Origin of the sequence: Pseudomonas sp. BN417, from assembly GCF_029871205.1 — a bacterium.
GTDB lineage: Bacteria > Pseudomonadota > Gammaproteobacteria > Pseudomonadales > Pseudomonadaceae > Metapseudomonas.
In genome coordinates, this window is sequence record NZ_SSOJ01000123.1 from 23598 (window position 1) to 44767 (window position 21170).

A 21170-nucleotide genomic window follows, 5' to 3' on the forward strand; every position below is an offset into this window, starting at 1 on the left:
CCATGTATTTTCTGGTGCTGTTGCTGGTGCTCTGGATCGAGAAATTTTCTGCCTGGCGCCGGCATATCCAGCAGGACGGATTCTGGCTGCGCGAACTGGCCAAGGCCGAGGCCAACCCACAGCTGGCTGACCGGCCCTGGTTGATCCTGGTGCGGCTGGTGCTGCTGCCCCTGGTGGGGCTGGCACTGCTCCTGCTGCTGGTCGAGCCGGTGGCCTATGGCTGGCTGGCGCTGCCGGTGCATCTGCTGGTGATCATCTACAGCCTCGGTCGCGGCGACGTGCTGGCCGACCTCGGCCCGTTCCGCGATGCCTGGCGTCGCGGCGATACCCAGGGCGCCTACCACGTCGCCGAGCGCGACCTCGGCCTGGAGGCGGACGAGGGTGCCGACCTGCTGCAACAGGTGCAGGGCTACCAGCTTTGGCAGGCCTACGAGGGCTTCTTCGCGGTGATCTTCTGGTACGCGCTGCTCGGCCCGGTAGCGGCCCTGGCCTACCGCCTGCTCGCCCTGGCCTCGGAAAATGCCGGCATCCCGGCGCTGCGTGAGCAGGCCGGGATGATTCGCCATGCCTTCGACTGGCTACCGGTCCGGGTGCTGGCTGCCAGCTTCTCCCTGGTGGGCAACTTCGTCGGCGTCAGCCGCGTGCTGTTGCACGAGCTGCTGAGCTGGGAAATCCCGGCTCGACGCTATATCGAGCTGGCCGGCCGCGCAGCCGCCGAGCTGCCGGAACCGGTCAGCGGCGACGCCGGCGTGGCGACCCTGGACGCCCTCTGGCAGTTGCTGGTCCGCGCTGCAGTGCTCTGGTACGCCGGTTTCGCCGTATGGGCCCTGCTGTTCTGATTCCTGTCCCCTCGTCCGCCTGGCACTACCGCCGGGCGGCACCCGCCATGCTTAACCTTTAGTTACAGAAACTCCTGCCGATATCGGGTACACAGATGACCGCGCCCGAAATAGCTGACTTGGATCACAGGGATATCTGACAGAACCAAGTGGCCGCCGAGCAGTGTGGGGATACTGCAACGCACTGGCCAACTCGCCTGCCAAGGCGGGCGGAGCGCGTCCATAACAATAATGAGAACAGGAGACGTCTCGTGAAGACTCTGTTGTATCCTGCCATCGCGCTGATGAACCGCCTCAGCTTCGGCATGAAGTTCAGTCTGATCAGCGTTCTATTTTTCCTGCCGATGCTGATCACCAACTTCTACCTGGTGCGCGACTCCTATCGGCAGTACGTCAGCACCCGCTCCGAATTGCAGAGCCTTGACCTCCTGGGCGCCAGCCTCGGCTTGCGTCGTGGCCTGGAAAGCCTCAACGACCTGGTGCTGATCAACGCGATGATTGGCCAGTCAGGCCAGTCAGGCGACCTGGAAAAACGCATCGCCACGTTGGAGCAGGAACTGCTCGCTACCCTGCAGGGCCTGGCGCCGGTCGCGTCCGAGGCCGAGCAGGTCGAAGCCTTCAATGCCAAACGCGATGAGCTGCTCTCGGCGCTGCAGGCGGCCAAGGGCGAAACTTCGCTGCAGAGCAAGAGCGCGATGATCGAGAAGCTGCTGGGCAATTCCCAGGTCTTCATCAAGTTCGTCGCCGCCCAGGCCGGTCTCAGCCAGGACGACCAGGCCGACGTCCGCCAGATCACCGAACTGGTCACCACTGCCACGCCCCAGGTCACCATGGCCCTGGGCAAGGGGCGCGCCATCGGCGCCTACTCCCTGGCGCAGGGCTTCCTCAATTCCGCGGCCAGCACCAAGCTGGATGACCTGCTGCTGGACCTGGAGAAGCTCAACGCCGAGTACGGCCTGAAGATTGCCGACGCCCTGGACGGCAGCCCGCGCGCCCACCAGGCGCTGGACGCCCTGACTGCCGCCAGCCGCGCGACCATCAAGCAGAGCGCCACGCTGTTCGAGGACCAGGTCATCATGGCCGACACCCTCGACTCGCCATGGCAGCAGTTCTACGACCAGGTCAGCACCGCCCTCGATAGGACCTACCAGCTCAACGACGGCTCCCTGGCCTTCCTCAAGGTCGAACTGGAAGGCCGCCTGGCCGACAAGCGTGTGCAGACCGCGTTGCTGGTGGTGGCGCTGCTGGTGGTGTTCGTCGCCATCCTCTACCTCTACGCGGGTTTCTACGTGTCCACCCGCACCACCCTGAAGAGCCTGGGCAAGGTGATGGACCAGGTCGCCGCCGGCGACATGACCGTCAGCTTCCGCGCCGAAAGCCGCGACGAGCTGGGCGAGCTGGGCCAGACCTTCAACGGCACTGTGGTGAAGATCCACGACCTGATCGAACTGGTCGGCCACACGGTGACCGAGGTGGAGCGCCAGGCCGGGCGGGTCGAGCAGGTCTCCGGCGAAAGCAACCAGGCGGTGGCCGGGCAGCGCAGCCAGATCGAGCAGGTGGCCACGGCCATGAACGAGATGTCCGCCACCGCCCAGGAAGTGGCGCGCAGCGCGGCAGCCGCAGTGGATAGCGCGCAGAGCGTGAACCAGGAAACCGTCAGCGGCCGGGCCCTGGTGGAGTCCCAGCTGGGCAGCATCGAGCGGCTGGCCGGCGAGATCGACCAGTCGGTGGCGGTGATCAACCAACTGGCCGCGGACAGCGCTTCCATCAGCCGCGTGCTGGAGGTGATCAAGGGCATCGCCGAGCAGACCAACCTGCTGGCCCTCAATGCCGCCATCGAGGCGGCCCGTGCCGGCGAGCAGGGTCGTGGCTTTGCCGTGGTCGCGGACGAGGTGCGCACCCTGGCCAAACGCACCCAGCAATCCACCGAGGAAATCGAGCAGATGATCGCCAGGCTGCAGGGTGGTGTCGGCGCCGCGGTGAAGGCGATGAGCACCAGCCACCAGATGGCCGACGGCACGGTCAGCCAGTCGGGCAAGGTGCAGGCGGCGCTGGAGAACATCCTCAGCGCGGTGGGCATGATCGTCGACCAGAACCAGCAGATCGCCGCTGCAGCCGAGCAGCAGACCGCCGTGGCCCAGGATATCGATCAGAACATCGTCGAGATCAACCACGCCGGCGAACGCACCGCCGAAGGCGCGAGCCAGACCGAGCGGGCCAGCCGCGAGTTGTCCGGGCAAGTGGCGCAGCTCAAGCAGTTGATCGGCGCCTTCCGGGTCTGATCCGGCCCCATGAATGAGCCCGCCGCTCGGCGGGCTTGTTCATGGGCGCTGTTCTTGTGGGGGCGAATTCATTCGCTAAGCAGACCGCAGGTCTGCCTGGGAGCCTGGGGGCAGCTGCGCTGCCCTTAGCGAATGAATTCGCCCCCACAACGAAGAAACCGCCTCATCGCCAGGATTACCAGCCAAACACCTCGCAGGCATTGCGCGTGCTGGCCTCGGCCAGCTCCTCCGGTGTGACGCCCCTGATTTCAGCCAGGGCTGCGCAGATATCCGGAAGGAATTCCGGGCTGTTGCGCCCATAGGGATGCATGGCCGGCGCCATGTCCGGTGAATCGGTCTCCAGCACGATGGCCTCCAGCGGCAACTGCGCCACCACCTTGCGCAGACGGTTGGCCTGGGGCCAGGTCGGCGCGCCACCGAGGCCGAGGCGGTAGCCCAGTTTGCGGTATTCCTTGGCGTCCTCGACGCTGCCGGCGAAGGCGTGGACTATGCCGGCCCGCTTGAGGCGGAAGCGCTTCAGGGTGGCGATCACCGCCGCATGGCTGCGCCGGACATGCAGCAGCGCCGGCAGTTCGAACTCCGCCGCCAGGGCCAACTGCGCCTCGAACAGGCGTTGCTGGCCGTCGCGGTCCAGCTCGGGGATGAAGTAGTCCAGGCCGATCTCGCCCACCGCACAGAGCTTGGGGTGGCCAGCATGGCGTTGCAGCATTTCGCGCAACTCATCCAGGTGCCCGGCGCGATGCTGCGCCAGGTAGACCGGGTGCAGGCCGAAGGCGGTGTAGAAACCGTCCTCGGCGTTGGCCAGGTCCCAGACCCGCTGCCAGTTGCCCTGGAACACGCCGAGCAGCACCTGGCGGTGGACGCCCAGGGCGCGGCAGCGCGCCAGCACCTCGCTGCGGTCGGCATCGAATTCCGGGAAGTCCAGGTGGTTGTGGGTATCGATCAGCATGCTCGCCAGCATATACCGGCAGTGGCCCCGGAGCATGCCTCTTGCCGGGGTGTCCGGGCTGTTTCCCGTGGTGCATCCGCTCTGCCTCGGGGCATGGCGCGGGCCTGCGGAAACCGGGTGAAAAACGCTATTGAACACTCGTTCATGCTGGGCTATGGTTGGCCCACTTGCCGTTTGGCCAATGCAGCCAGGCGGCCCGGATTCCACCATTTTCAATGGGGCTCGGACATGCGTTTCGCTTCGCTTGTGAAGAAGATGGCAGGGCCAGGCACAGCCGCCTGGGATATTCACTACGCGGCGATCGCCGCCCAGCGGGCGGGCGAAGACGTCATCGTCCTCAGCATCGGCGATCCGGATATCGCCACGCCAGAACCCATCACCGCAGCCGCCATCGAAGCGCTGCAGGCGGGCGACACCCATTACTGTGACGTGGCCGGTCGCCCCGAACTGCGCCAGGCCATCGCCGACCTGCATGGCCGGTTGACCGGGCAGGCGGTGTCGGCCGACAGCACCATACTGGTGGCTGGCGCGCAGAACGGCCTCTACGCCGCCGCCATGTGCCTGCTGGAAGAGGGTGACGAAGTCATCGTCTTCGACCCGGTCTACGTCACCTACGAAGCCACCCTGAAGGCCTCCGGCGCCAACCTGGTGCGAGTGCCTTGCCCAGCGGAAGGCGGCTTCCGGCCCGACCTCGCGGCCCTGCGCGCGGCCATCAGCGAGCGTACCCGGGCGATCTTCTTCGCCAATCCAAACAACCCAACGGGCGTGGTGCTCGATGCCGAGGAGCTGCAGGCCATCGCCGAGCTGGCGCGGCAGCACGACCTCTGGGTGGTGGTGGACGAAGTCTACGAAAGCCTCGCCTTCGAGCAGCCTCACCTCTATTTCGCCACCCTGTCGGGGATGCGCGACCGCACCGTGAGCATTGGCAGCCTGTCCAAGTCCCACGCCATGACCGGCTGGCGCACCGGCTGGGTGGTCGCTTGCCCGGAACTGGTGGCGCATATCGAGAACCTGGCGCTGAACATGCTCTACGGCCTGCCCGGTTTCGTGCAGGAGGCCGCGCTGGCCGCGGTGCTCGCCTACGACCAGGTGACCCATGACATGCGTGAGCTCTACCGGCGCCGCCGTGATCTGGTGGTGGACGCGCTGGAAGGCTGCGCCCCGCTCAAGGTGCTGAAGCCGCAAGCCGGCATGTTCGTGCTGCTGGATGTGCGTGGCAGCGGTCTCAGCTCGCTGGACTTCGCCTGGCAGCTGTTCCGCGCCACCGGTGTCGCGGTGCTCGATGCCGAAGCCTTCGGCCCGGCCGCCGCGGGGTTCGTGCGCCTGTCCTACACCCTGGGCGAGGAGCAGTTGACGGAGGCCTGCGCGCGCATCCGCCGCTTCGCTTCCAGCCTGAAGCCCGGCCCGGCCATCGAGGTGATCTCGACCCGCAAGGCCAATCCCGCTGCCGCCCCGGCTGAACGGCCGAAGATGGTGGAAGTGGATTCCATCCACAAGCGCTTCGGCCAGTTTGAAGTGCTGAAGGGTGTTTCGCTGACGGCCCATGAGGGTGGCGTCGTGTCCTTGATCGGCGCCAGCGGCTCCGGCAAGAGCACCCTGCTGCGTTGCATCAACATGCTGGAGATTCCCAACCAGGGCACGGTCAAGGTCGACGGCGAGAGCATCCGGCTCACCACCAACCGCATCGGCGAGCCGGTGGTGGCCGACCAGAAGCAGCTGACCCGCATCCGCTCGCGCCTTGGCATGGTGTTCCAGGGTTTCAACCTCTGGCCCCATCGCACCGTGCTGGAAAACCTCATCGAGGCGCCGATCCAGGTGCTGCGCGAGAGCCGCGCCGAAGCCCTGGAGCGGGCCGAGGCACTGCTGGAGCGCGTCGGCCTGGCGGCCAAGCGCCACGAGTATCCGTCCTTCCTTTCCGGTGGTCAGCAGCAGCGGGTGGCCATCGCCCGCGCGCTGGCGGTGGAACCCAAGGTGATGCTGTTCGACGAACCCACCTCGGCCCTGGACCCGGAACTGGTGGGCGAAGTGCTGCGGGTGATCCGCTCGCTGGCCGAAGAGGGCCGCACCATGATCCTGGTGACCCACGAAATGGCCTTCGCCCGCGACGTATCCAGCCATGTCGCCTTCCTCCACCAGGGCCGGATCGAAGAGGAAGGTCCAGCGCAGGAAGTCTTCCTGCGCCCGCGCAGCGAACGCTGCCGGCAGTTCGTCACCGCGCACCAGAATCGCTGACCCCGGCCGCCAGCGGCGGCCAGCGCGACAAGCTCTAACCACAACAACATCAAGCAGGGCAGGGGAACACCATGAAGAAGTCTCGACTGGCAAGTTGGATGGCAGGTGCGGTAATGCTCGTGGCCGGCGCGGCGGGCGCCCAGGCCGAAACCCTGAAGTTCGCGATGGCGGCCGAACCCTATCCGCCATTCTCCAGCAAGCAGCCGGACGGCCAGTGGGCCGGCTTCGAGCCCGACCTGATCCGCGCCCTCTGCGCGCAGATGCAGGCCAAGTGCGAAATCGACGAAGTGGCCTGGGACGGACTGATCCCCGCACTGATGGCGAAGAAGGTGGACATCATCTTCAACTCCATGTCCGTCACCGAGGAGCGCGAGAAGCAGATCGCCTTCAGCCGCGCCTACTACGACACTCCGGTGGCCGTGGCCGCGCCCCAGGCGCTGGACTTCGCCATCAGTCCAGAGGGGCTCAAGGGCAAGGTGATCGGTGTGCAGCTCTCCACCGTCAGCTCCAACTACCTGAAGAAGTACTACGAGGACATCGCGGACGTGCGCTACTACGACACCCAGGACTCGGTGAACGCCGATCTGGTGGCCGGGCGCATCGACCTGATGATGGCCGACGGCATCGCCGTCAGCGCCTTCGTCAAATCCTCCGATGCCCAGGCCGCCGGCATCGAGAACAAGGGTGAGGTGCCCTACGACCCGGTGTTCGGTCGAGGCGTCGGGGCCGGCCTGCGCAAGGACGACACGGCCCTCAAGGCCAAGCTCGATGAAGCCATCGCCAAGCTGCTGGCCAGCGAGGACTACAAGACCATTTCCGCCAAGTACTTCGACGTCAGCGTCGCGCCGAAGCAGTGACCTCCGGAGCCATCCCGGCAGCTCCGGGATGGCGCATTTCCGCCTCGATGAGGGCCTGCAATGCAGTCTTACTTTGAACTGGTCGGTTTCGGCGCCCAGGGTTGGGGCCCGGCGCTGCTCAAGGGGTTGTGGGTAACCCTGCAGATTTCCGTCGGCGCCTTCCTGGTCGGCATGCTGATCGGCCTCGCGGTCGCCATGGGCAAGCTCAGCGGGCCGCGGCCGGTGGCGCAACTGATGCGCGGTTACACCACCCTGTGCCGCGCCGTGCCTGAGCTGCTGCTGATCCTGCTGCTCTACTACGTCGGCTCCATGGGCCTGAACCAGCTGTTTGCCTGGCTGGGTTACGGTGACCTCAAACTCAACGGCACAGTGGTGGCGATCGCCGTGCTCGGCCTGGTGCAGGGCGCCTATGCCTCGGAAATCTTCCGCGGCGCCATCCAGGCCATTCCCTCTGGCCAGATCGAAGCGGCGCGGGCCTTCGGCATGGGCGGCCTCAGCCTGTTCCGCCGGGTGACCCTGCCGATCATGGCGCCCAATGCCCTGGCCGGCATGGCAAACCTCTGGGTCAACCTGATCAAGGACAGCGCCCTGATCAGCGTGGTCGGCACCAACGAGCTGCTGTTCACCGCCAAGCAGGCGGCCGGCTCCACCCGCCACTACCTGACCTTCTACCTTACCGCGGCGGCCTTCTATTACGTGCTGACCGTGCTCTCCAACCTGTTTTCCGGCTGGCTCGAGCGGCGCTTCCGCCGCTGGACCCCGTCGGTGTGAGCGAGGGCTGACGATGACCGCTGCCTGGATAATCGACTACGGCAAACTGCTGCTCGGTGGCCTCGGCACCACCCTGCTGATGCTCGCCATCTCGGCCGTGCTGGGCTTCGTGCTGGCGCTAGGGGTGGCCCTGGCGCGGATGTCGCGCAACCCGCTGCTGGCGGGCACCAGCCTGGCCTGCACCAGCGTCATCCGCGGCACGCCGCTGCTGGTGCAGATCTACATCTTCTACTACGGCCTGGGCAGCCTCTTCGCCCAGTTCCCGCTGATCCGCGGCAGCTTTCTCTGGCCTTACCTGCGCGATGGCTTCTGGTACATCGTCTTCGCCCTGGTGCTCTCGGTGGGCGCCTATGTCGGCGAAGTGATTCGCGGCGGCATGAAGTCGGTGCCCAAGGGCGAGCTGGAAGCTGCGGCGGCCTTCGGCATGCGTCACCGACTGGTGCTGATCCGGGTCTGGCTGCCGAGGGCGATCCGCCTGCTGCTGCCGACGCTCGCGGGGGAAACGGTGATGCTGCTGAAGTCCACCGCGCTGGCTTCGACCGTGGCCGTGGTTGATCTGCTGGGCGCCGCCAACGTGGTGCGCGCCCAGACCTTCCAGATCTATCAGCCGCTGTTGCTGGTGGCCGGCATCTACATCTGCCTGACCTTCATGATCGAGACGGGATTCGGCCTGGCGGAGCGACGATCGATGTTTCGCCGGGCAAGCTGACAGGGGCTGACAGATTACCTGTGGGGGCGAATTCATTCGCTAAGCAGGCCGCAGGTCTGCCTGTAAGGTTAATTGGGGCAGCTTCGCTGCCCTTAGCGAATGAATTCGCCCCCACAACGTGTTTCGGTTCAACCTCGGTCGCAAGAGGTCAGGCATACGCCCCGCGCCGCAGGCTGTCGACCCAGCGGCGGCTGATGTCCAGGCCTTCCTCGGCGCTGAAGTTGGCGGGGTTGAGGCACCATTCCAGCCACAAGCCGTCGAGCAATGCCGACAGGCCGATTGCCGCCAGGCGCGGCTTGGCGATGGCGAAGCCTTCCTCCCGGGCGAGTTCCGAGAGCAATTGTTCCAGCAATACCAGGGAGCCGCCGTAGGTGCGCTCGTGGGCTTCGTTCACTTGCGGGGAGTGGCGGATCAGGCTCCAGAACACCACCCACGGGCTGAGCAGGTCGGGGTCCAGGGTTACCGGCGAGAAGTAACCGGTGAGAAAGGCTTCCAGGCGTGCGGCAGGCGCCGGCCCGGCGGCGTCGATTTGCGCCAACAGGGCCTGGTTGACCTCGCTGGCCAGGGTTTCGTAGGCCTGGGCCACCAGCGCATCGATGCTGCCGAAATAGTGGTTGATCAGCCCGACGGCGACATTGGCCTCCTTGGCGATGCGGCGCACCGAAATGCCCGCATGGCCCTCGGCGACCAGGCAGCGCAGGGCCGCCCGCACCAGGTGTTCGCGGCGTTCGTCGGGGTTGGTTCGGGGCTGTCTTTCGCGGGGCGTATCCAAGGGCGATTTCCTTCGCTCGATCGGCCGGGATAGTACCGCCTGGCCAGGCGACAAACCAACCGTCCGGGCTCGCCCGGCGGCCATCAGGAGGGTAGGACATGATCGAAGACGTATCCCTGAGCGTGCCGGGTGATTCCGGCGCGTTGCTGCGGGTGCCTGCCTGGCGCCTGGACAGCGGCAAGCCGGGACCCAGGGTCCACCTGCAGGCAGGCGTCCATGCCGACGAGATCGCCGGCATGCTGGTGCTGCACACGCTGCTGCCGCGCCTGCAGGCAGCCGCCGAGAGCGGCTTTCTGCGGGGCTGCGTGACCCTGGTGCCCCAGGCCAATCCGCTGGGTATCGGCCAGTTCCGCCATGGACGCATCCTTGGCCGGGTGCATGAACCCAGTAGCCGCAACTTCAATCGGGGCTTCCCCGCATCCCTGGCCCAGGCTCGCCCGCTGGGTAACCTGGCCGTCTGGCAGAAGGCGTTGGCCAGCCTCGCAGCGGATGCCGATATCGTCCTCGACCTGCATACCGATGATGAGGCGCTGCAATACGTCTACCTGCACCAGTGCTTCTGGCCCGCCGGCCAGGACCTGGCGGCGGCCCTGAGGGCCGAGGTGGCGATCATCTGGGAGGGCGACAGCGATGGTGCCTTCGAGGAAGTGGTGATCGCTCCCTGGCTGGCGGAGGGACGCTTCGAGGGGCGCCTGGTCGCCACTGTCGAATTGCGCGGCCAGGGCGACGTCAGCGATGCCCTGGCGCAGCAGGATGCCGACGGCCTCTACGCCTTCCTCTGTGCCCGCGGCCTGATCGCGCAAGCGGCGGAGCTGCCGGAATGGCAGGGCAGGGCTGTGCCCATCGGGCATATGGAAACGGTCTTCGCGCCAGCGGCAGGGGTGCTGGTGTTCGAGCGGGAGCTGGGTGATGTCGTCCAGGCCGGCGAGCGCTTCGCGCGAGTCATCGCCATCCCGGGCGACCCGGCCAGCGAGCAGGTGCTGGTAGCGCCTCAGGCGGGGCGGATGGTCACCCGCTACCGCGACCGGCTGGTGCCGGAGGGGGCGATAGTCGCCAAGTTCACCGGCTCGGCGCCTTCGAGCACCTGGACCTCCGGTGCGCTCGATCCGTGATCGCTCATCGGCCGTAGGGTGGATCACGCTTCACCGATCCACCATCGGCGCTGGGATCAGCCGTGATGGTGGATATGAAAGGCGATATCCACCCTGCAGGGCAGTAGGCCCGACGCGCGGGCCCGCTATCAATGGTGCTCGCGGGTGGCGCGGAACTTGATATCCGGCCAGCGCTCTTCCATGAGGCCCAGGTTGACCCGCGTCGGCGCCAGGTAGGTGAGGTGGCCGCCGCCGTCCACGGACAGGTTCTCGAAGGCCTTGTCCTTGAACTCCTTGAGCTTCTTCTCGTCGCTGCAATCGATCCAGCGCGCCGACCAGACGTTGATCGCCTCGTAGGCGCACTCCACCTTGTATTCCTCCTTCAGGCGGCTGGCGACGACGTCGAACTGCAGCACACCCACCGCGCCGAGGATGATGTCGTTGTTGCGCTCGGGGAAGAACACCTGGGTGGCGCCTTCCTCGGCCAGCTCCTGCAGGCCCTGGCGCAGCTGCTTGGACTTCAGCGGGTCCTTCAGGCGCACGCGGCGGAACAGTTCCGGAGCGAAGTGCGGGATACCGGTGAAGCCCAGGGGTTCGCCTTCGCTGAAGGTATCGCCGATCTGGATGGTGCCGTGGTTGTGCAGGCCGATGATGTCGCCGGCAAAGGCTTCTTCCAGCTGCTCACGTTCGGAGGAGAAGAAGGTCAGCGCATCGGCGATCTTCACGTCCTTGCCCAGGCGCACGTGGCGCATTTTCATGCCCTTCTCGTACTTGCCCGAGCAGATACGCATGAAGGCGATGCGGTCGCGGTGTTTCGGGTCCATGTTCGCCTGGATCTTGAACACGAAGCCGGAGAACTTCTCCTCGGTGGGCTCGACAACGCGCTCGTGGGTGGCGCGCGAAAGCGGCTGCGGCGCCCAGTCGACGATGCAGTCGAGCACCTGGTCGACGCCGAAGTTGCCCAGCGCGGTGCCGAAGAACACCGGGGTCATCTCGCCCTTGAGGAAGGCGTTCTTGTCGAATTCGTGGCAGGCGCCCTGCACCAGTTCCAGCTCCTCGACGAAACGCTCGTAGAGGTCGCCCAGGTGGGCGCGGGCTTCGTCGGAGTCGAGCTTGTCGATCACCTTGGTCTCGATGCGCTCATGACCGTGGCCCGGGATGTAGACAATGATCTTGTCGTCGGCCAGGTGGTAGACACCCTTGAAGTCCTTGTAGCAGCCGATCGGCCAGGTGATCGGTGCGGCCTTGATCTTCAGCACCGCTTCGATCTCATCGAGCAGCTCGATCGGGTCGCGGATGTCGCGGTCGAGTTTGTTGATGAAGCTGACGATGGGCGTATCGCGCAGGCGGCAGACTTCCATCAGGGCGATGGTCCGCGGCTCCACGCCTTTACCGCCGTCGAGCACCATCAGCGCCGAGTCCACTGCGGTCAGGGTGCGATAGGTGTCTTCGGAGAAGTCTTCGTGGCCGGGGGTGTCGAGCAGGTTGACCATGTGCTCGCGGTAGGGGAACTGCATCACCGAGGTGGTGATGGAGATGCCGCGCTGCTTTTCCATCTCCATCCAGTCGGAGGTGGCATGGCGGTCGGACTTGCGCGACTTCACGGTCCCGGCCACGGCGATGGCCTTGCCCATCAGCAGCAGCTTCTCGGTAATGGTGGTCTTACCGGCGTCGGGGTGGGAGATGATCGCGAACGTGCGGCGCTTCGCGACTTCGGCGGCCTGAATGCTCATGGAAATGAAATCCGTCGACGAGTAGTCGGTCTGTCAAAAAAGGCGGCGATTATAGCGGTATTCGCAGGCCAAGCGGTGTCCATCGGGCGAGAGGAATCTCGGCGATTGTGCGGTATTTCAGTTCGTTGTGTTGGATATCTGAAACAGTCAATTGGCGATGCGACAAAGGGATGCGCCAAAGCGGCAATTTTTGATTGATCTGTGCTGCCTGTGGTCCTAAAGTTCGCGCCCGAACGTCCATGCTGGCAACGATCCATCCGGCTCAAGTACTGACGACGAGAGGTTTGAAGTCCTGATCGACTGAAAATCCTCGGCGACATGCCTTGGGAAGTAGGCGAACCAAAGTGGGGAAACTGATCAGACGTTCAGGCCTGTTGTCCAAAGACTCGGCCACCCCTAACAACTTTCGTTTGTTTTGCCATATGGAGCCCCTCGCATGTCGATCAAGGTCGAAGATTACTTCTCGCCCGAAACTTTCCAGCGCATGAAGGCGTTTGCCGACAAGCAAGAAACCCCGTTCGTGGTGATCGACAAGCAGACCATCGCCGATTCCTACGATCAGCTGGTCAGCTGCTTCCCCTTCGCCAAGATCTACTACGCAGTGAAAGCCAACCCGGCCAGCGAGATCACCGAGTTGCTGCGTGACAAGGGTTCGAACTTCGACATCGCCTCCATCTACGAGCTGGACAAGGTGATGAAGACCGGTGTTGGCCCGGAGCGCATCAGCTACGGCAACACCATCAAGAAAGCCCGTGACATCCGCTATTTCTTTGATAAGGGCGTGCGCCTGTTCGCTACCGATTCCGAAGCCGACCTGCGCAACATCGCCAAGGCTGCTCCGGGTGCCAAGGTTTACGTGCGCATCCTCACCGAAGGCTCCACCTCGGCCGACTGGCCGCTGTCGCGCAAGTTCGGTTGCAACCCGGACATGGCCCTGGACCTGCTGATCCTCGCCAAACAACTGGGCCTGGTGCCCTATGGCGTGTCCTTCCACGTGGGCAGCCAGCAGCGTGACATCGACGTCTGGGACGCCGCCATCGCCAAGGTCAAGGTGATCTTCGAGCGCCTGAAGGAAGAAGACGGCATCACCCTGCAGATGATCAACATGGGCGGCGGCTTCCCGGCCAACTACATCCAGCGCACCAACAGCCTGGAAACCTACGCCGAGGAAATCATCCGCTTCCTCAAGGAAGACTTCGGCGACGAACTGCCGGAAATCATCCTCGAGCCGGGCCGTTCCCTGATCGCCAACGCCGGTATCCTGGTCAGCGAAGTCGTGCTGGTGGCGCGCAAGTCCCGCACCGCCGTGGAGCGCTGGATCTACACCGACGTGGGCAAGTTCTCCGGCCTGATCGAAACCATGGACGAGGCCATCAAGTTCCCGATCTGGGTCGAGAAGAAGGGCGAGGTGGAAGAGGTGGTGATCGCCGGTCCGACCTGCGACAGCGCCGACATCATGTACGAGAACTACAAGTACGGCCTGCCGCTGAACCTGGCCGCCGAAGACCGCCTCTACTGGCTGTCGACCGGTGCCTACACCACCAGCTACAGCGCAGTGGAGTTCAATGGCTTCCCGCCGCTGAAGGCTTTCTACCTGTAAGGCTGCACCCGCTTCACGCAAAGCCCGCCGCAATGGCGGGCTTTGTTTTTTGTAGGTTGGCGTTGAGCGCAGCGAAGCCCAACAATCCGGGGACGGTTCCTCACCGGGGAATGCTGCGCATTCCTTGTTGGGCTTCGCGTTGCTCTGCCCAACCTACATGGCTGTACGCGCTCAGACAAAGCCCGCCGCATTGGCGGGCTTTGTTTTTTTGTAGGTTGGCGTTGAGCGCAGCGAAGCCCAACGGATCGCGAGTCCGGGTCGCCAGCTATCACTGCCTCCCAAGCCCTATGCGGCGCGTTGGTTGTAGGGTTTTTCCGTGACAGACAAGGGCATTTCCGAACCTGCGTTGGATGTCTGTTGGTGATAACCATTCCCAAATAGAGTCGCTCCCCATTCAACTGGGGAGACCTCTCATGGAGCACCAAACCGCACCACTCAAGCTTTCGCAGCGCAACCTGCTGGCTGCCGCTGTCGGCGTCGCCCTCGCCAGCCTGGCCAGTCATGCCATGGCCGATGGGCAGGGCAAGGCCATGCAACTCGACAACGTGACTGTCGATGGCAAGCGCGACAAACCCTACAAGGTCGAGCGCTCGGCTTCGGCGAAGTACGCCGTACCCCTGCTGGACACGCCACAGACCATCACGGTGGTGCCCCAGGAGGTGATCCAGGACCAGAAGGCGCTGAGCCTGCGCGAAGTGCTGTCCAACGTCTCCGGCATTACCTTCAACGCCGGTGAGGGCGGCGGCGGTTCCGGCGACAGCATCAACATCCGCGGCTTCTCGGCCAGTTCCAACATGCAGATCGACGGCCTGCGCGACAGCGCGCAGAACAACCGCACCGACACCTTCAACATCGAGCAGGTGGAAGTGATCAAGGGCCCCAACTCGGTATTCGGTGGCATGGGCACCACCGGTGGCACGGTCAATCAGATCACCAAGCAACCGCAGGGCGAGGCCTTCACCCGCATCGGCGCGGGCCTGGGCACCGACAGCTACCACCGCCTGACTCTGGATACCAACCAGCCGCTGGAGGAGGTCGGCAATGGCAGCGCCTTCCGCCTCAACCTCATGGCCCATGAGAACGACGTTCCAGACCGCAAGCAGATCGAGCGCGAGCGCTGGGGCATCGCACCGTCCCTGGCGCTGGGGCTCAGCGAAGACACGCGGCTGACCCTGAGCTATTTCCATCAGACCGACGACAATCTGCCCGACTATGGCGTGCCCATCTTCAACGGCAAGCGGGTGGCTGGCGTCAGCCGCGATGCTTACTTCGGCTTTCGCAACCTGGACAAGGAAGAGATCAGCCAGAACGCCTTCACCATCAAGCTGGAGCACCAGTTCAATGACGACCTGTCGCTGCAGAACCTCACCCGCTATAGCCAGGTCCACCGCGACACGGTGATTTCCGCTGCTCACGTCAACATCGACAAGCTGCCTCCGGGCAAGTATCTGCCGGCCGGTCCGCAAGCCTATGGGCGCGACGTCACCAGCAAGATGTGGATCAACCAGACCAGTCTCACCGCCAACTTCGACACTCTGGGACTCGGGCATACCTTCGTAGGTGGCCTGGAGGTTTCCCGCGAGACCTATGACCGCGACGTCTATTCCTACGGCCTCAAGTTTCCGAAGGGCGGGTACGACCTGGCCAGCCCGCCGGGCTACTGGAGCGGGCCGACCGACAAGGGCACGTCCTCCAAGGTCGAGACGCGCCTGATCGACCGGGCGCTCTACGCCTTCGACACCATTGCCCTGGACGAGATGTGGGACCTGAGCCTGGGCCTGCGCTACGACTGGGTGGATGGCGACGCCGAGAACCGCAGCCAGGCCAAGGGCACCTGGACCGCCAAGGGCTACAGCTCCAGCGACGAGCGCCTCAGCAGCCGTGCCGGGCTGGTGTTCAAGCCTACCGATTTCGGCCGCCTCTATGTCGCCTGGGGCAACTCCTTCAACCCTTCGGCGGAGAACCTCGCGACCTCGGGCGCGGGCCTGAGCGAGGCGACCCAGAAGCTCGGTCCGGAAAAGAACGAGACCTGGGAGCTGGGCACCAAGTGGGAGCTGCTGGAGCGTCGCCTGGAGCTGGATGCCGCCATCTTCCAGGTGGAGAAGAAGAACGCGCGGGCCACCATGGCCGACGGTTCCACCGCCCTGGCGGGTGATCGCCGGGTACAAGGCGTCGAGCTGGCCGCCACTGGCAAGCTCACCGAACAGTGGAGCCTGTTCGCCAACTTCACCTACCTCGACAGCGAAACCCGCAAGGACGCCAACACGCCTAAGGGCCTCGCAACCGTGGGGCAGGCCCTGGCCAACACGCCGCCGCGCTCCTTCAACCTCTGGACCACCTATGACCTGCCGGGCAATGTCCGCGTCGGCTATGGCACGCGCTATGTCAGCGAGCGCAACCTGACCTCGTCCGACGACCGGATCAAGCTGGACGAATACTGGCTGCACAACGCCATGCTCGGCTACAAGGCCAGCGAGAACCTGGACCTGCAGCTGAACCTCAACAACCTGTTCGACAAGGACTATGTGGAGCGCGTGCGCACCACCCTGGGCGACGCAGCCCGGTCTTCCGCCATCGAATACGGCGATGCGCGTTCGGCCGTCCTTTCCGCCACGCTGTCCTTCTGACCCCGGCCAACCCAAGGTAAAAAAGCCACACCTTTCTCCTGGGCGGCATCTTGTCTCTGGTTCCTTGCGCCTTGCTGCCCAAGTAAGATGAGCGCCAGTTTTATTTGCGAACGCTTATCAGCCGGCTCTCCAATCGGGCGCCGCTTAGGAGGGTAACCACCGTGATGCTGCACATCCCTGACGTGCTCACGCCCGAGCAAGTGCGCAAGATCCGCGCGGCACTGGAGCAGGCCAACTGGGTCGATGGTCGCGGCACGGCAGGGCATATGGCCGTCCGCGCCAAGGACAACCAGCAGCTGGCCCAGGACGACGCGCTGGCCATCGAGATCGGTGACTTCATCGTCGAGCGCCTGGGCAGTAACCCGCAATTCTTCGCTGCGGCCCTGCCGCTGAAAGTCCTGCCGCCGCGCTTCAATCGCTACAGCGGCGGCGGCACCTACGGCAACCACGTCGACAACGCCATCTTCAGTGTGCCGGGCACGCAGCACCGGGTGCGCAGCGACCTCTCCGCCACCCTGTTCTTCAGCGATCCCGACGAATACGAAGGCGGCGAGCTGATAGTCGAAGACACCTACGGCAGCCACAGCGTCAAGCTGCCCGCGGGGCATCTGGTGCTCTATCCCGGTAGCAGCCTGCACCGGGTAAACCCGGTGACCCGTGGTGCGCGCATGGCCTCGTTCATGTGGATCCAGAGCCTGGTCCGCGAGGACAGCCAGCGTTCCATGCTGCTGGAGCTGGACCGCGCCATCCAGCAACTGACCCGAGAAGCGCCGGAAAGCGAGGCCCTGGTGCGTCTCAGCGGCGTCTACCACAATCTGCTGCGGCACTGGTCGAACACCTGAGCAGGCCCGCCATGATGCCCCTTCCGAAGCTCCAGCAGATTCCCGCCGAAATCGCCGCGGTCGCCGACTACGAGCCCTTCGCCCGCGAGCGGATGACGCCCCAGGCCTGGGCCTATCTGGCCGGCGGTGCGGCGGACGAACTCACCCTGGCCGACAACCTCGCGGCCTTCCAGCGCGTGCGCCTGCTCAATCGGGTGCTGGAAGACCTCAGGGGAGGTCATACGCGGCTGCAGCTCTGTGGCCTCGATCTGGACTACCCCATTCTCCTGGCTCCTGTGGCCTTCCAGAAACTGGCCCATCCGGACGGCGAACTGGCCAGCGTGCTCGGCGCCTCGGCCATGGGCGCGGCCATGGTGGTCAGCACCCAGGCCGGTGTCAGTCTTGAGGCTATCGCCCAGGCGGCGCAGACGCCGCTCTGGTTCCAGCTCTACATCCAGCCGGACCGGGGGTTCACCCGTGAGCTGGTGCAGCGCGCCGAGGCCGCCGGCTACCGCGCGCTGGTGGTGACGGTGGACGCACCGGTGAACGGCATGCGCAACCGCGAACAGCGCAGCGGCTTCGTCCTCCCGGATGGTGTCGAGGCCGTCAATCTGAAGGGCATGCGCAGCCTGCCGCCAAGTGTCGCCCAGCCGGGTGCCAGCCCGTTGTTCGGCAGCCCGCTGCTGGAGCACGCGCCCACCTGGAAGGACCTCGAGTGGCTGCAATCGCTCACCCGCTTGCCGGTGCTGGTCAAGGGCGTGATGAACCCCCGGGATGCCACGCGGGCGGTGGAGCAGGGCGTCGACGGCATAGTGGTCTCCAACCATGGCGGCCGCACCCTGGACGGTATGCCCGCCACCCTGGATGTGCTGCCGGCGGTGGTTCGGGCGGTGGAGGGCAAGGTGCCGGTATTGCTCGATGGTGGTATCCGCCGCGGCACCGATGTATTCAAGGCCCTGGCCCTGGGCGCCAACGCGGTGATGATCGGCCGGCCCTATGTGCATGGCCTGGCAACGGCAGGCGCTTCGGGGGTGGCCCACGTGCTGCACTTGCTGCGCACGGAACTGGAGGTGGCCATGGCCCTGGCTGGCTGCCCGAACCTGCCCTCCATCGACGCTTCGCTGATCTGGCGCTGAGTACTTCAGCGCTCCCCCACTGACTCCAGGGAAAGGTCCAGTGGCGTAGGGTGCGCTGTGCGCACCGGAGATCGGTGTTGGCAGGCTCGATATCCGCTCCTGGCAAAGGGGGCGGTGCCCACGGCGCACCCTACGACGCGGCTCGCGGTGCAACTCGTTCTGTAGAGTTTCAAGGCCGAAAAGTGACTGGCAAGTCACTTTTCGGCTTGATTCTTTTCGTGCTTCGGGATAGCACCAGTGGGCAGTCCTATTCGCCGGAATTGGGTGAAATAGCCGGCAATATCAACCTATTCGTGGCCCGTTTTAGAGAGGGAAGTTTCCGATATAAATGTAAAGATTATGTAAAGGACGTGTATTTATCTTTACTGATAAACATTCGCAAATAGAATCGCGCCTCAAATTCACTGGGGAGTGATTCTTATGAGCAACAAGAATAGTCTGCCGCAACGCGCCATCCTGGCCAGCGCCATCGGCCTGGCAGTCGCATCGTCCGCAAATTTTTCGCTGGCCGAAGAGCAGAAACAGGCCCTGCAACTCGATAGCGTGACGGTCGACGGCAAGGCAGTGAAAACCTACAAGGTCGAGCAATCCTCCTCCGTCAAATACACCGCCCCGCTGCTGGATACGCCGCAGACCATTACCGTCGTACCCAAGGAAGTCATCCAGGAGCAGCAGGCCCTGAGCCTGCGCCAGGTACTGTCCAACGTTTCCGGCATCACCTTCAACGCCGGCGAGGGTGGCGGCGGTTCCGGCGACAGCATCAACATCCGCGGCTTCTCCGCGAACAACAACATCCAGATCGATGGCCTGCGCGACAGCGCCCAGACCAGCCGCACCGACACCTTCAACATCGAGCAGGTCGAGGTCATCAAGGGCCCGAACTCGGTGTTCGGCGGCGCCGGCACCACCGGCGGCAGCATCAATATCATCAGCAAGCAGCCCCATGACAACGCCTTCACCACCCTGGGCGGCGGCCTCGGCACCGACAACTATCACCGCCTGACCCTGGACGCCAACCAGCCGCTGGAAGGCGTGGGCAGTGACAGTGCGTTTCGCGTGAACCTGATGGCCCACGAGAACGACGTACCCGGCCGTGACGAGATCGACCGCGAGCGCTGGGGCGTTGCGCCCTCCCTGCGCCTGGGCTTCAACGATTCCACCCGCCTGACCCTGAGCGCCTTCCACCAGACCGACGACAACCTGCCGGACTACGGCGTACCGGCCCGCAACGGCAAGAAGCTCGCCGGCGTCAGCCGCGAGGACTACTTCGGCTGGGAGAACCTGGACAAGGACGAGATCGACCAGAACGCCTTCACTGCGAACCTCGAGCACGATTTCAACGAGAACCTGCGCCTGCAGAACCTCACCCGCTACAGCCGCATCGACCGCAACACCATAGTCTCGGCGTCCCACGTCAACATCGAAGGCGTTCCGCCAGGCCGCTACCGCCCGGCGGGGCCTCAGGCTTCCGGCCGCGACACCACCACCGAGATGTGGATCAACCAGACCAACCTGCGGGCCAGCTTCGACACCCTCGGACTGGGTCATGAGCTGGTCACCGGTGCCGAGATATCCCGTGAGGACTTCGATCTCAAGAGCTACAACCACGGTCTCGGCAACGCCCTGTATCCGTCCAACGGTTTCGACCTGAGCAATCCGCCCGGTCATTGGGATGGCCCGGTCACCAAGGCCACCAGCAGCTATACCGAGAACCAGTTGGACGACAAGGCGCTGTATGTCTTCGACACCATCGCCCTGCACGAGCAGTGGGACTTGAACCTGGGCCTGCGCTATGACTGGTTCGACGGCAACAGCAAGACTTACTCCGCGACCCATGCCGAGACTGGCGACTTCACCTCCAAGGATGAAGAGCTGAGCAGCCGTGCCGGCCTGGTCTACAAGCCGGTGGAGAACGGCCGCATCTATGTGGCCTGGGGCACTTCCTTCAACCCCTCCGCGGAGGCGCTGGCGTCCAACGGCGGCGGTGTGACTGACCATACCGAAAACCTGGACCCGGAAAAGAACGAGACCTGGGAACTGGGGACCAAGTGGGAGCTGCTGGGTGGTCGCCTGCAAGTGGACGGCGCGGTGTTCCGCGTAGAGAAGACCGACGCGCGCGAAACCATGGCCGACGGTTCCACCCAGCTGGCAGGCAAGCAGCGGGTGCAAGGCGTTGAGCTCGGTCTGACCGGGCACATCACCGAGCAGTGGGATGTCTTCGCCAACTACACCTTCCAGGATAGCGAGACGCTCGAAGCGGCCAACACCGCCGCCGGCATCGCTCGTGAAGGCCAGGCGCTGGGCAACACCCCGCCGCGCTCCTTCAACCTGTGGACCACCTACGAACTGCCGGAAGGCTGGACCCTGGGCTACGGCGCGCGCTACGTCAGCGAGCGTAACGTCAGCTCCAGCACCACCGCCAAGCTGGATGCCTACTGGGTGCATAACGCGATGGTCGGCTACAGGGTCAACAAAGAGCTGGACCTGCAGTTGAACGTCAACAATCTGTTCGACAAGGACTACGTGGAGCGCGTACGCCAGCAGAACGGCACCGATGCCCGCTCCTCGGCCGTCGAGTACGGCGACGCGCGGTCGGCGATCCTGACCGCGACCTACTCGTTCTGACGAACGACCCGGGGGCCCTGCGCAAGGCAGGGTCCTCGGACAAGGCTGTAAATAAAAGGTAAAAGCTCTGATTCCTGGTTTAATGCATCCCGTTCTCAAATAAAATCGCCTCCCGGTCAGGCATGG

At 64.6% G+C, this 21170-nt stretch carries 15 protein-coding genes; 12 read left to right on the plus strand and 3 right to left on the minus strand.

Features of this window, described 5'->3' with window-relative positions:
- Nucleotides 1–2 precede the first annotated feature (2 nt).
- A complete protein-coding gene (gene ampE, locus E8F11_RS15555) occupies nt 3–839 on the plus strand; it encodes a regulatory signaling modulator protein AmpE (protein ID WP_280289729.1) in 837 nt (278 codons plus the stop codon).
- Nucleotides 840–1090: 251 nt separating this feature from the next.
- On the plus strand, nt 1091–3121 hold the full coding sequence (locus E8F11_RS15560; RefSeq protein ID WP_280289730.1) for a methyl-accepting chemotaxis protein: 2031 nt from the start codon (nt 1091–1093) through the stop codon (nt 3119–3121).
- A 175-nt stretch (nt 3122–3296) separates the two neighbouring features.
- On the opposite strand, the gene E8F11_RS15565 is transcribed toward E8F11_RS15560, so the two are convergent.
- Nucleotides 3297–4070, minus strand: a complete 774-nt coding sequence (locus E8F11_RS15565; RefSeq protein WP_280289731.1) for a TatD family hydrolase — start codon at nt 4068–4070, stop codon at nt 3297–3299.
- Between the two features lie 228 nt (nt 4071–4298).
- Here E8F11_RS15565 and E8F11_RS15570 point away from each other — a divergent pair, with 228 nt between their 5' ends.
- The 4 genes from E8F11_RS15570 to E8F11_RS15585 all read left to right on the plus strand — a co-directional run bounded on the left by E8F11_RS15570 (nt 4299) and on the right by E8F11_RS15585 (nt 8639).
- On the plus strand, nt 4299–6302 hold the full coding sequence (locus E8F11_RS15570; protein WP_280289732.1) for an aminotransferase class I/II-fold pyridoxal phosphate-dependent enzyme: 2004 nt from the start codon (nt 4299–4301) through the stop codon (nt 6300–6302).
- Nucleotides 6303–6373: 71 nt separating this feature from the next.
- Nucleotides 6374–7159 (plus strand): transporter substrate-binding domain-containing protein, encoded by a 786-nt coding sequence (locus E8F11_RS15575; RefSeq protein ID WP_280289733.1) that lies wholly within the window; start codon nt 6374–6376, stop codon nt 7157–7159.
- 60 nt (nt 7160–7219) lie between these two features.
- Nucleotides 7220–7930: an ABC transporter permease subunit gene (locus tag E8F11_RS15580; protein ID WP_280289734.1), complete on the plus strand. Its 711-nt coding sequence runs from the start codon at nt 7220–7222 to the stop codon at nt 7928–7930.
- A 13-nt stretch (nt 7931–7943) separates the two neighbouring features.
- Nucleotides 7944–8639: an ABC transporter permease subunit gene (locus E8F11_RS15585; protein ID WP_280289735.1), complete on the plus strand. Its 696-nt coding sequence runs from the start codon at nt 7944–7946 to the stop codon at nt 8637–8639.
- A gap of 148 nt (nt 8640–8787) precedes the next feature.
- On the opposite strand, the gene E8F11_RS15590 is transcribed toward E8F11_RS15585, so the two are convergent.
- Nucleotides 8788–9411: a TetR family transcriptional regulator C-terminal domain-containing protein gene (locus E8F11_RS15590; protein WP_280289736.1), complete on the minus strand. Its 624-nt coding sequence runs from the start codon at nt 9409–9411 to the stop codon at nt 8788–8790.
- Between the two features lie 98 nt (nt 9412–9509).
- Between E8F11_RS15590 and E8F11_RS15595 the strand changes: the two genes are divergently transcribed.
- Nucleotides 9510–10523 carry a succinylglutamate desuccinylase/aspartoacylase family protein gene (locus E8F11_RS15595; RefSeq protein ID WP_280289737.1) on the plus strand — a complete coding sequence of 338 codons (1014 nt, stop codon included), beginning with the start codon at nt 9510–9512 and terminating at the stop codon, nt 10521–10523.
- A 128-nt stretch (nt 10524–10651) separates the two neighbouring features.
- On the opposite strand, the gene E8F11_RS15600 is transcribed toward E8F11_RS15595, so the two are convergent.
- Nucleotides 10652–12235 (minus strand): peptide chain release factor 3, encoded by a 1584-nt coding sequence (locus E8F11_RS15600; protein ID WP_280289738.1) that lies wholly within the window; start codon nt 12233–12235, stop codon nt 10652–10654.
- Nucleotides 12236–12671: 436 nt separating this feature from the next.
- On the opposite strand from E8F11_RS15600, the gene E8F11_RS15605 reads away from it, so the two are divergent.
- The 5 genes from E8F11_RS15605 (at nt 12672) to E8F11_RS15625 (ending at nt 21044) form a co-directional block, all read left to right on the plus strand.
- A complete protein-coding gene (locus E8F11_RS15605; RefSeq protein WP_280289739.1) occupies nt 12672–13835 on the plus strand; it encodes a type III PLP-dependent enzyme in 1164 nt (387 codons plus the stop codon).
- Nucleotides 13836–14248: 413 nt separating this feature from the next.
- Complete coding sequence (locus E8F11_RS15610; protein ID WP_280289740.1) at nt 14249–16462, plus strand: TonB-dependent siderophore receptor; 2214 nt, start codon at nt 14249–14251, stop codon at nt 16460–16462.
- Nucleotides 16463–16623: 161 nt separating this feature from the next.
- On the plus strand, nt 16624–17304 hold the full coding sequence (locus E8F11_RS15615) for a Fe2+-dependent dioxygenase (protein ID WP_280289741.1): 681 nt from the start codon (nt 16624–16626) through the stop codon (nt 17302–17304).
- 11 nt (nt 17305–17315) lie between these two features.
- Entirely contained in the window at nt 17316–18419 is a 1104-nt protein-coding gene (locus tag E8F11_RS15620) for an alpha-hydroxy acid oxidase (RefSeq protein ID WP_280289743.1), read from the plus strand.
- A gap of 420 nt (nt 18420–18839) precedes the next feature.
- Nucleotides 18840–21044, plus strand: a complete 2205-nt coding sequence (locus E8F11_RS15625) for a TonB-dependent siderophore receptor (RefSeq protein ID WP_280289744.1) — start codon at nt 18840–18842, stop codon at nt 21042–21044.
- Nucleotides 21045–21170 lie beyond the last annotated feature (126 nt).

Coding starts and splice junctions, on each gene's coding strand:
- E8F11_RS15600 (WP_280289738.1), bottom strand. CDS start 12,235: ATGAGCATTCAGGCCGCCGAAGTCGCGAAGCGCCGCACGTTCGCGATC.
- E8F11_RS15565 (WP_280289731.1), bottom strand. CDS start 4,070: ATGCTGATCGATACCCACAACCACCTGGACTTCCCGGAATTCGATGCC.
- E8F11_RS15580 (WP_280289734.1), top strand. CDS start 7,220: ATGCAGTCTTACTTTGAACTGGTCGGTTTCGGCGCCCAGGGTTGGGGC.
- E8F11_RS15605 (WP_280289739.1), top strand. CDS start 12,672: ATGTCGATCAAGGTCGAAGATTACTTCTCGCCCGAAACTTTCCAGCGC.
- E8F11_RS15625 (WP_280289744.1), top strand. CDS start 18,840: ATGAGCAACAAGAATAGTCTGCCGCAACGCGCCATCCTGGCCAGCGCC.
- E8F11_RS15575 (WP_280289733.1), top strand. CDS start 6,374: ATGAAGAAGTCTCGACTGGCAAGTTGGATGGCAGGTGCGGTAATGCTC.
- E8F11_RS15570 (WP_280289732.1), top strand. CDS start 4,299: ATGCGTTTCGCTTCGCTTGTGAAGAAGATGGCAGGGCCAGGCACAGCC.
- E8F11_RS15610 (WP_280289740.1), top strand. CDS start 14,249: ATGGAGCACCAAACCGCACCACTCAAGCTTTCGCAGCGCAACCTGCTG.
- E8F11_RS15620 (WP_280289743.1), top strand. CDS start 17,316: ATGATGCCCCTTCCGAAGCTCCAGCAGATTCCCGCCGAAATCGCCGCG.
- ampE (WP_280289729.1), top strand. CDS start 3: ATGTATTTTCTGGTGCTGTTGCTGGTGCTCTGGATCGAGAAATTTTCT.
- E8F11_RS15585 (WP_280289735.1), top strand. CDS start 7,944: ATGACCGCTGCCTGGATAATCGACTACGGCAAACTGCTGCTCGGTGGC.
- E8F11_RS15595 (WP_280289737.1), top strand. CDS start 9,510: ATGATCGAAGACGTATCCCTGAGCGTGCCGGGTGATTCCGGCGCGTTG.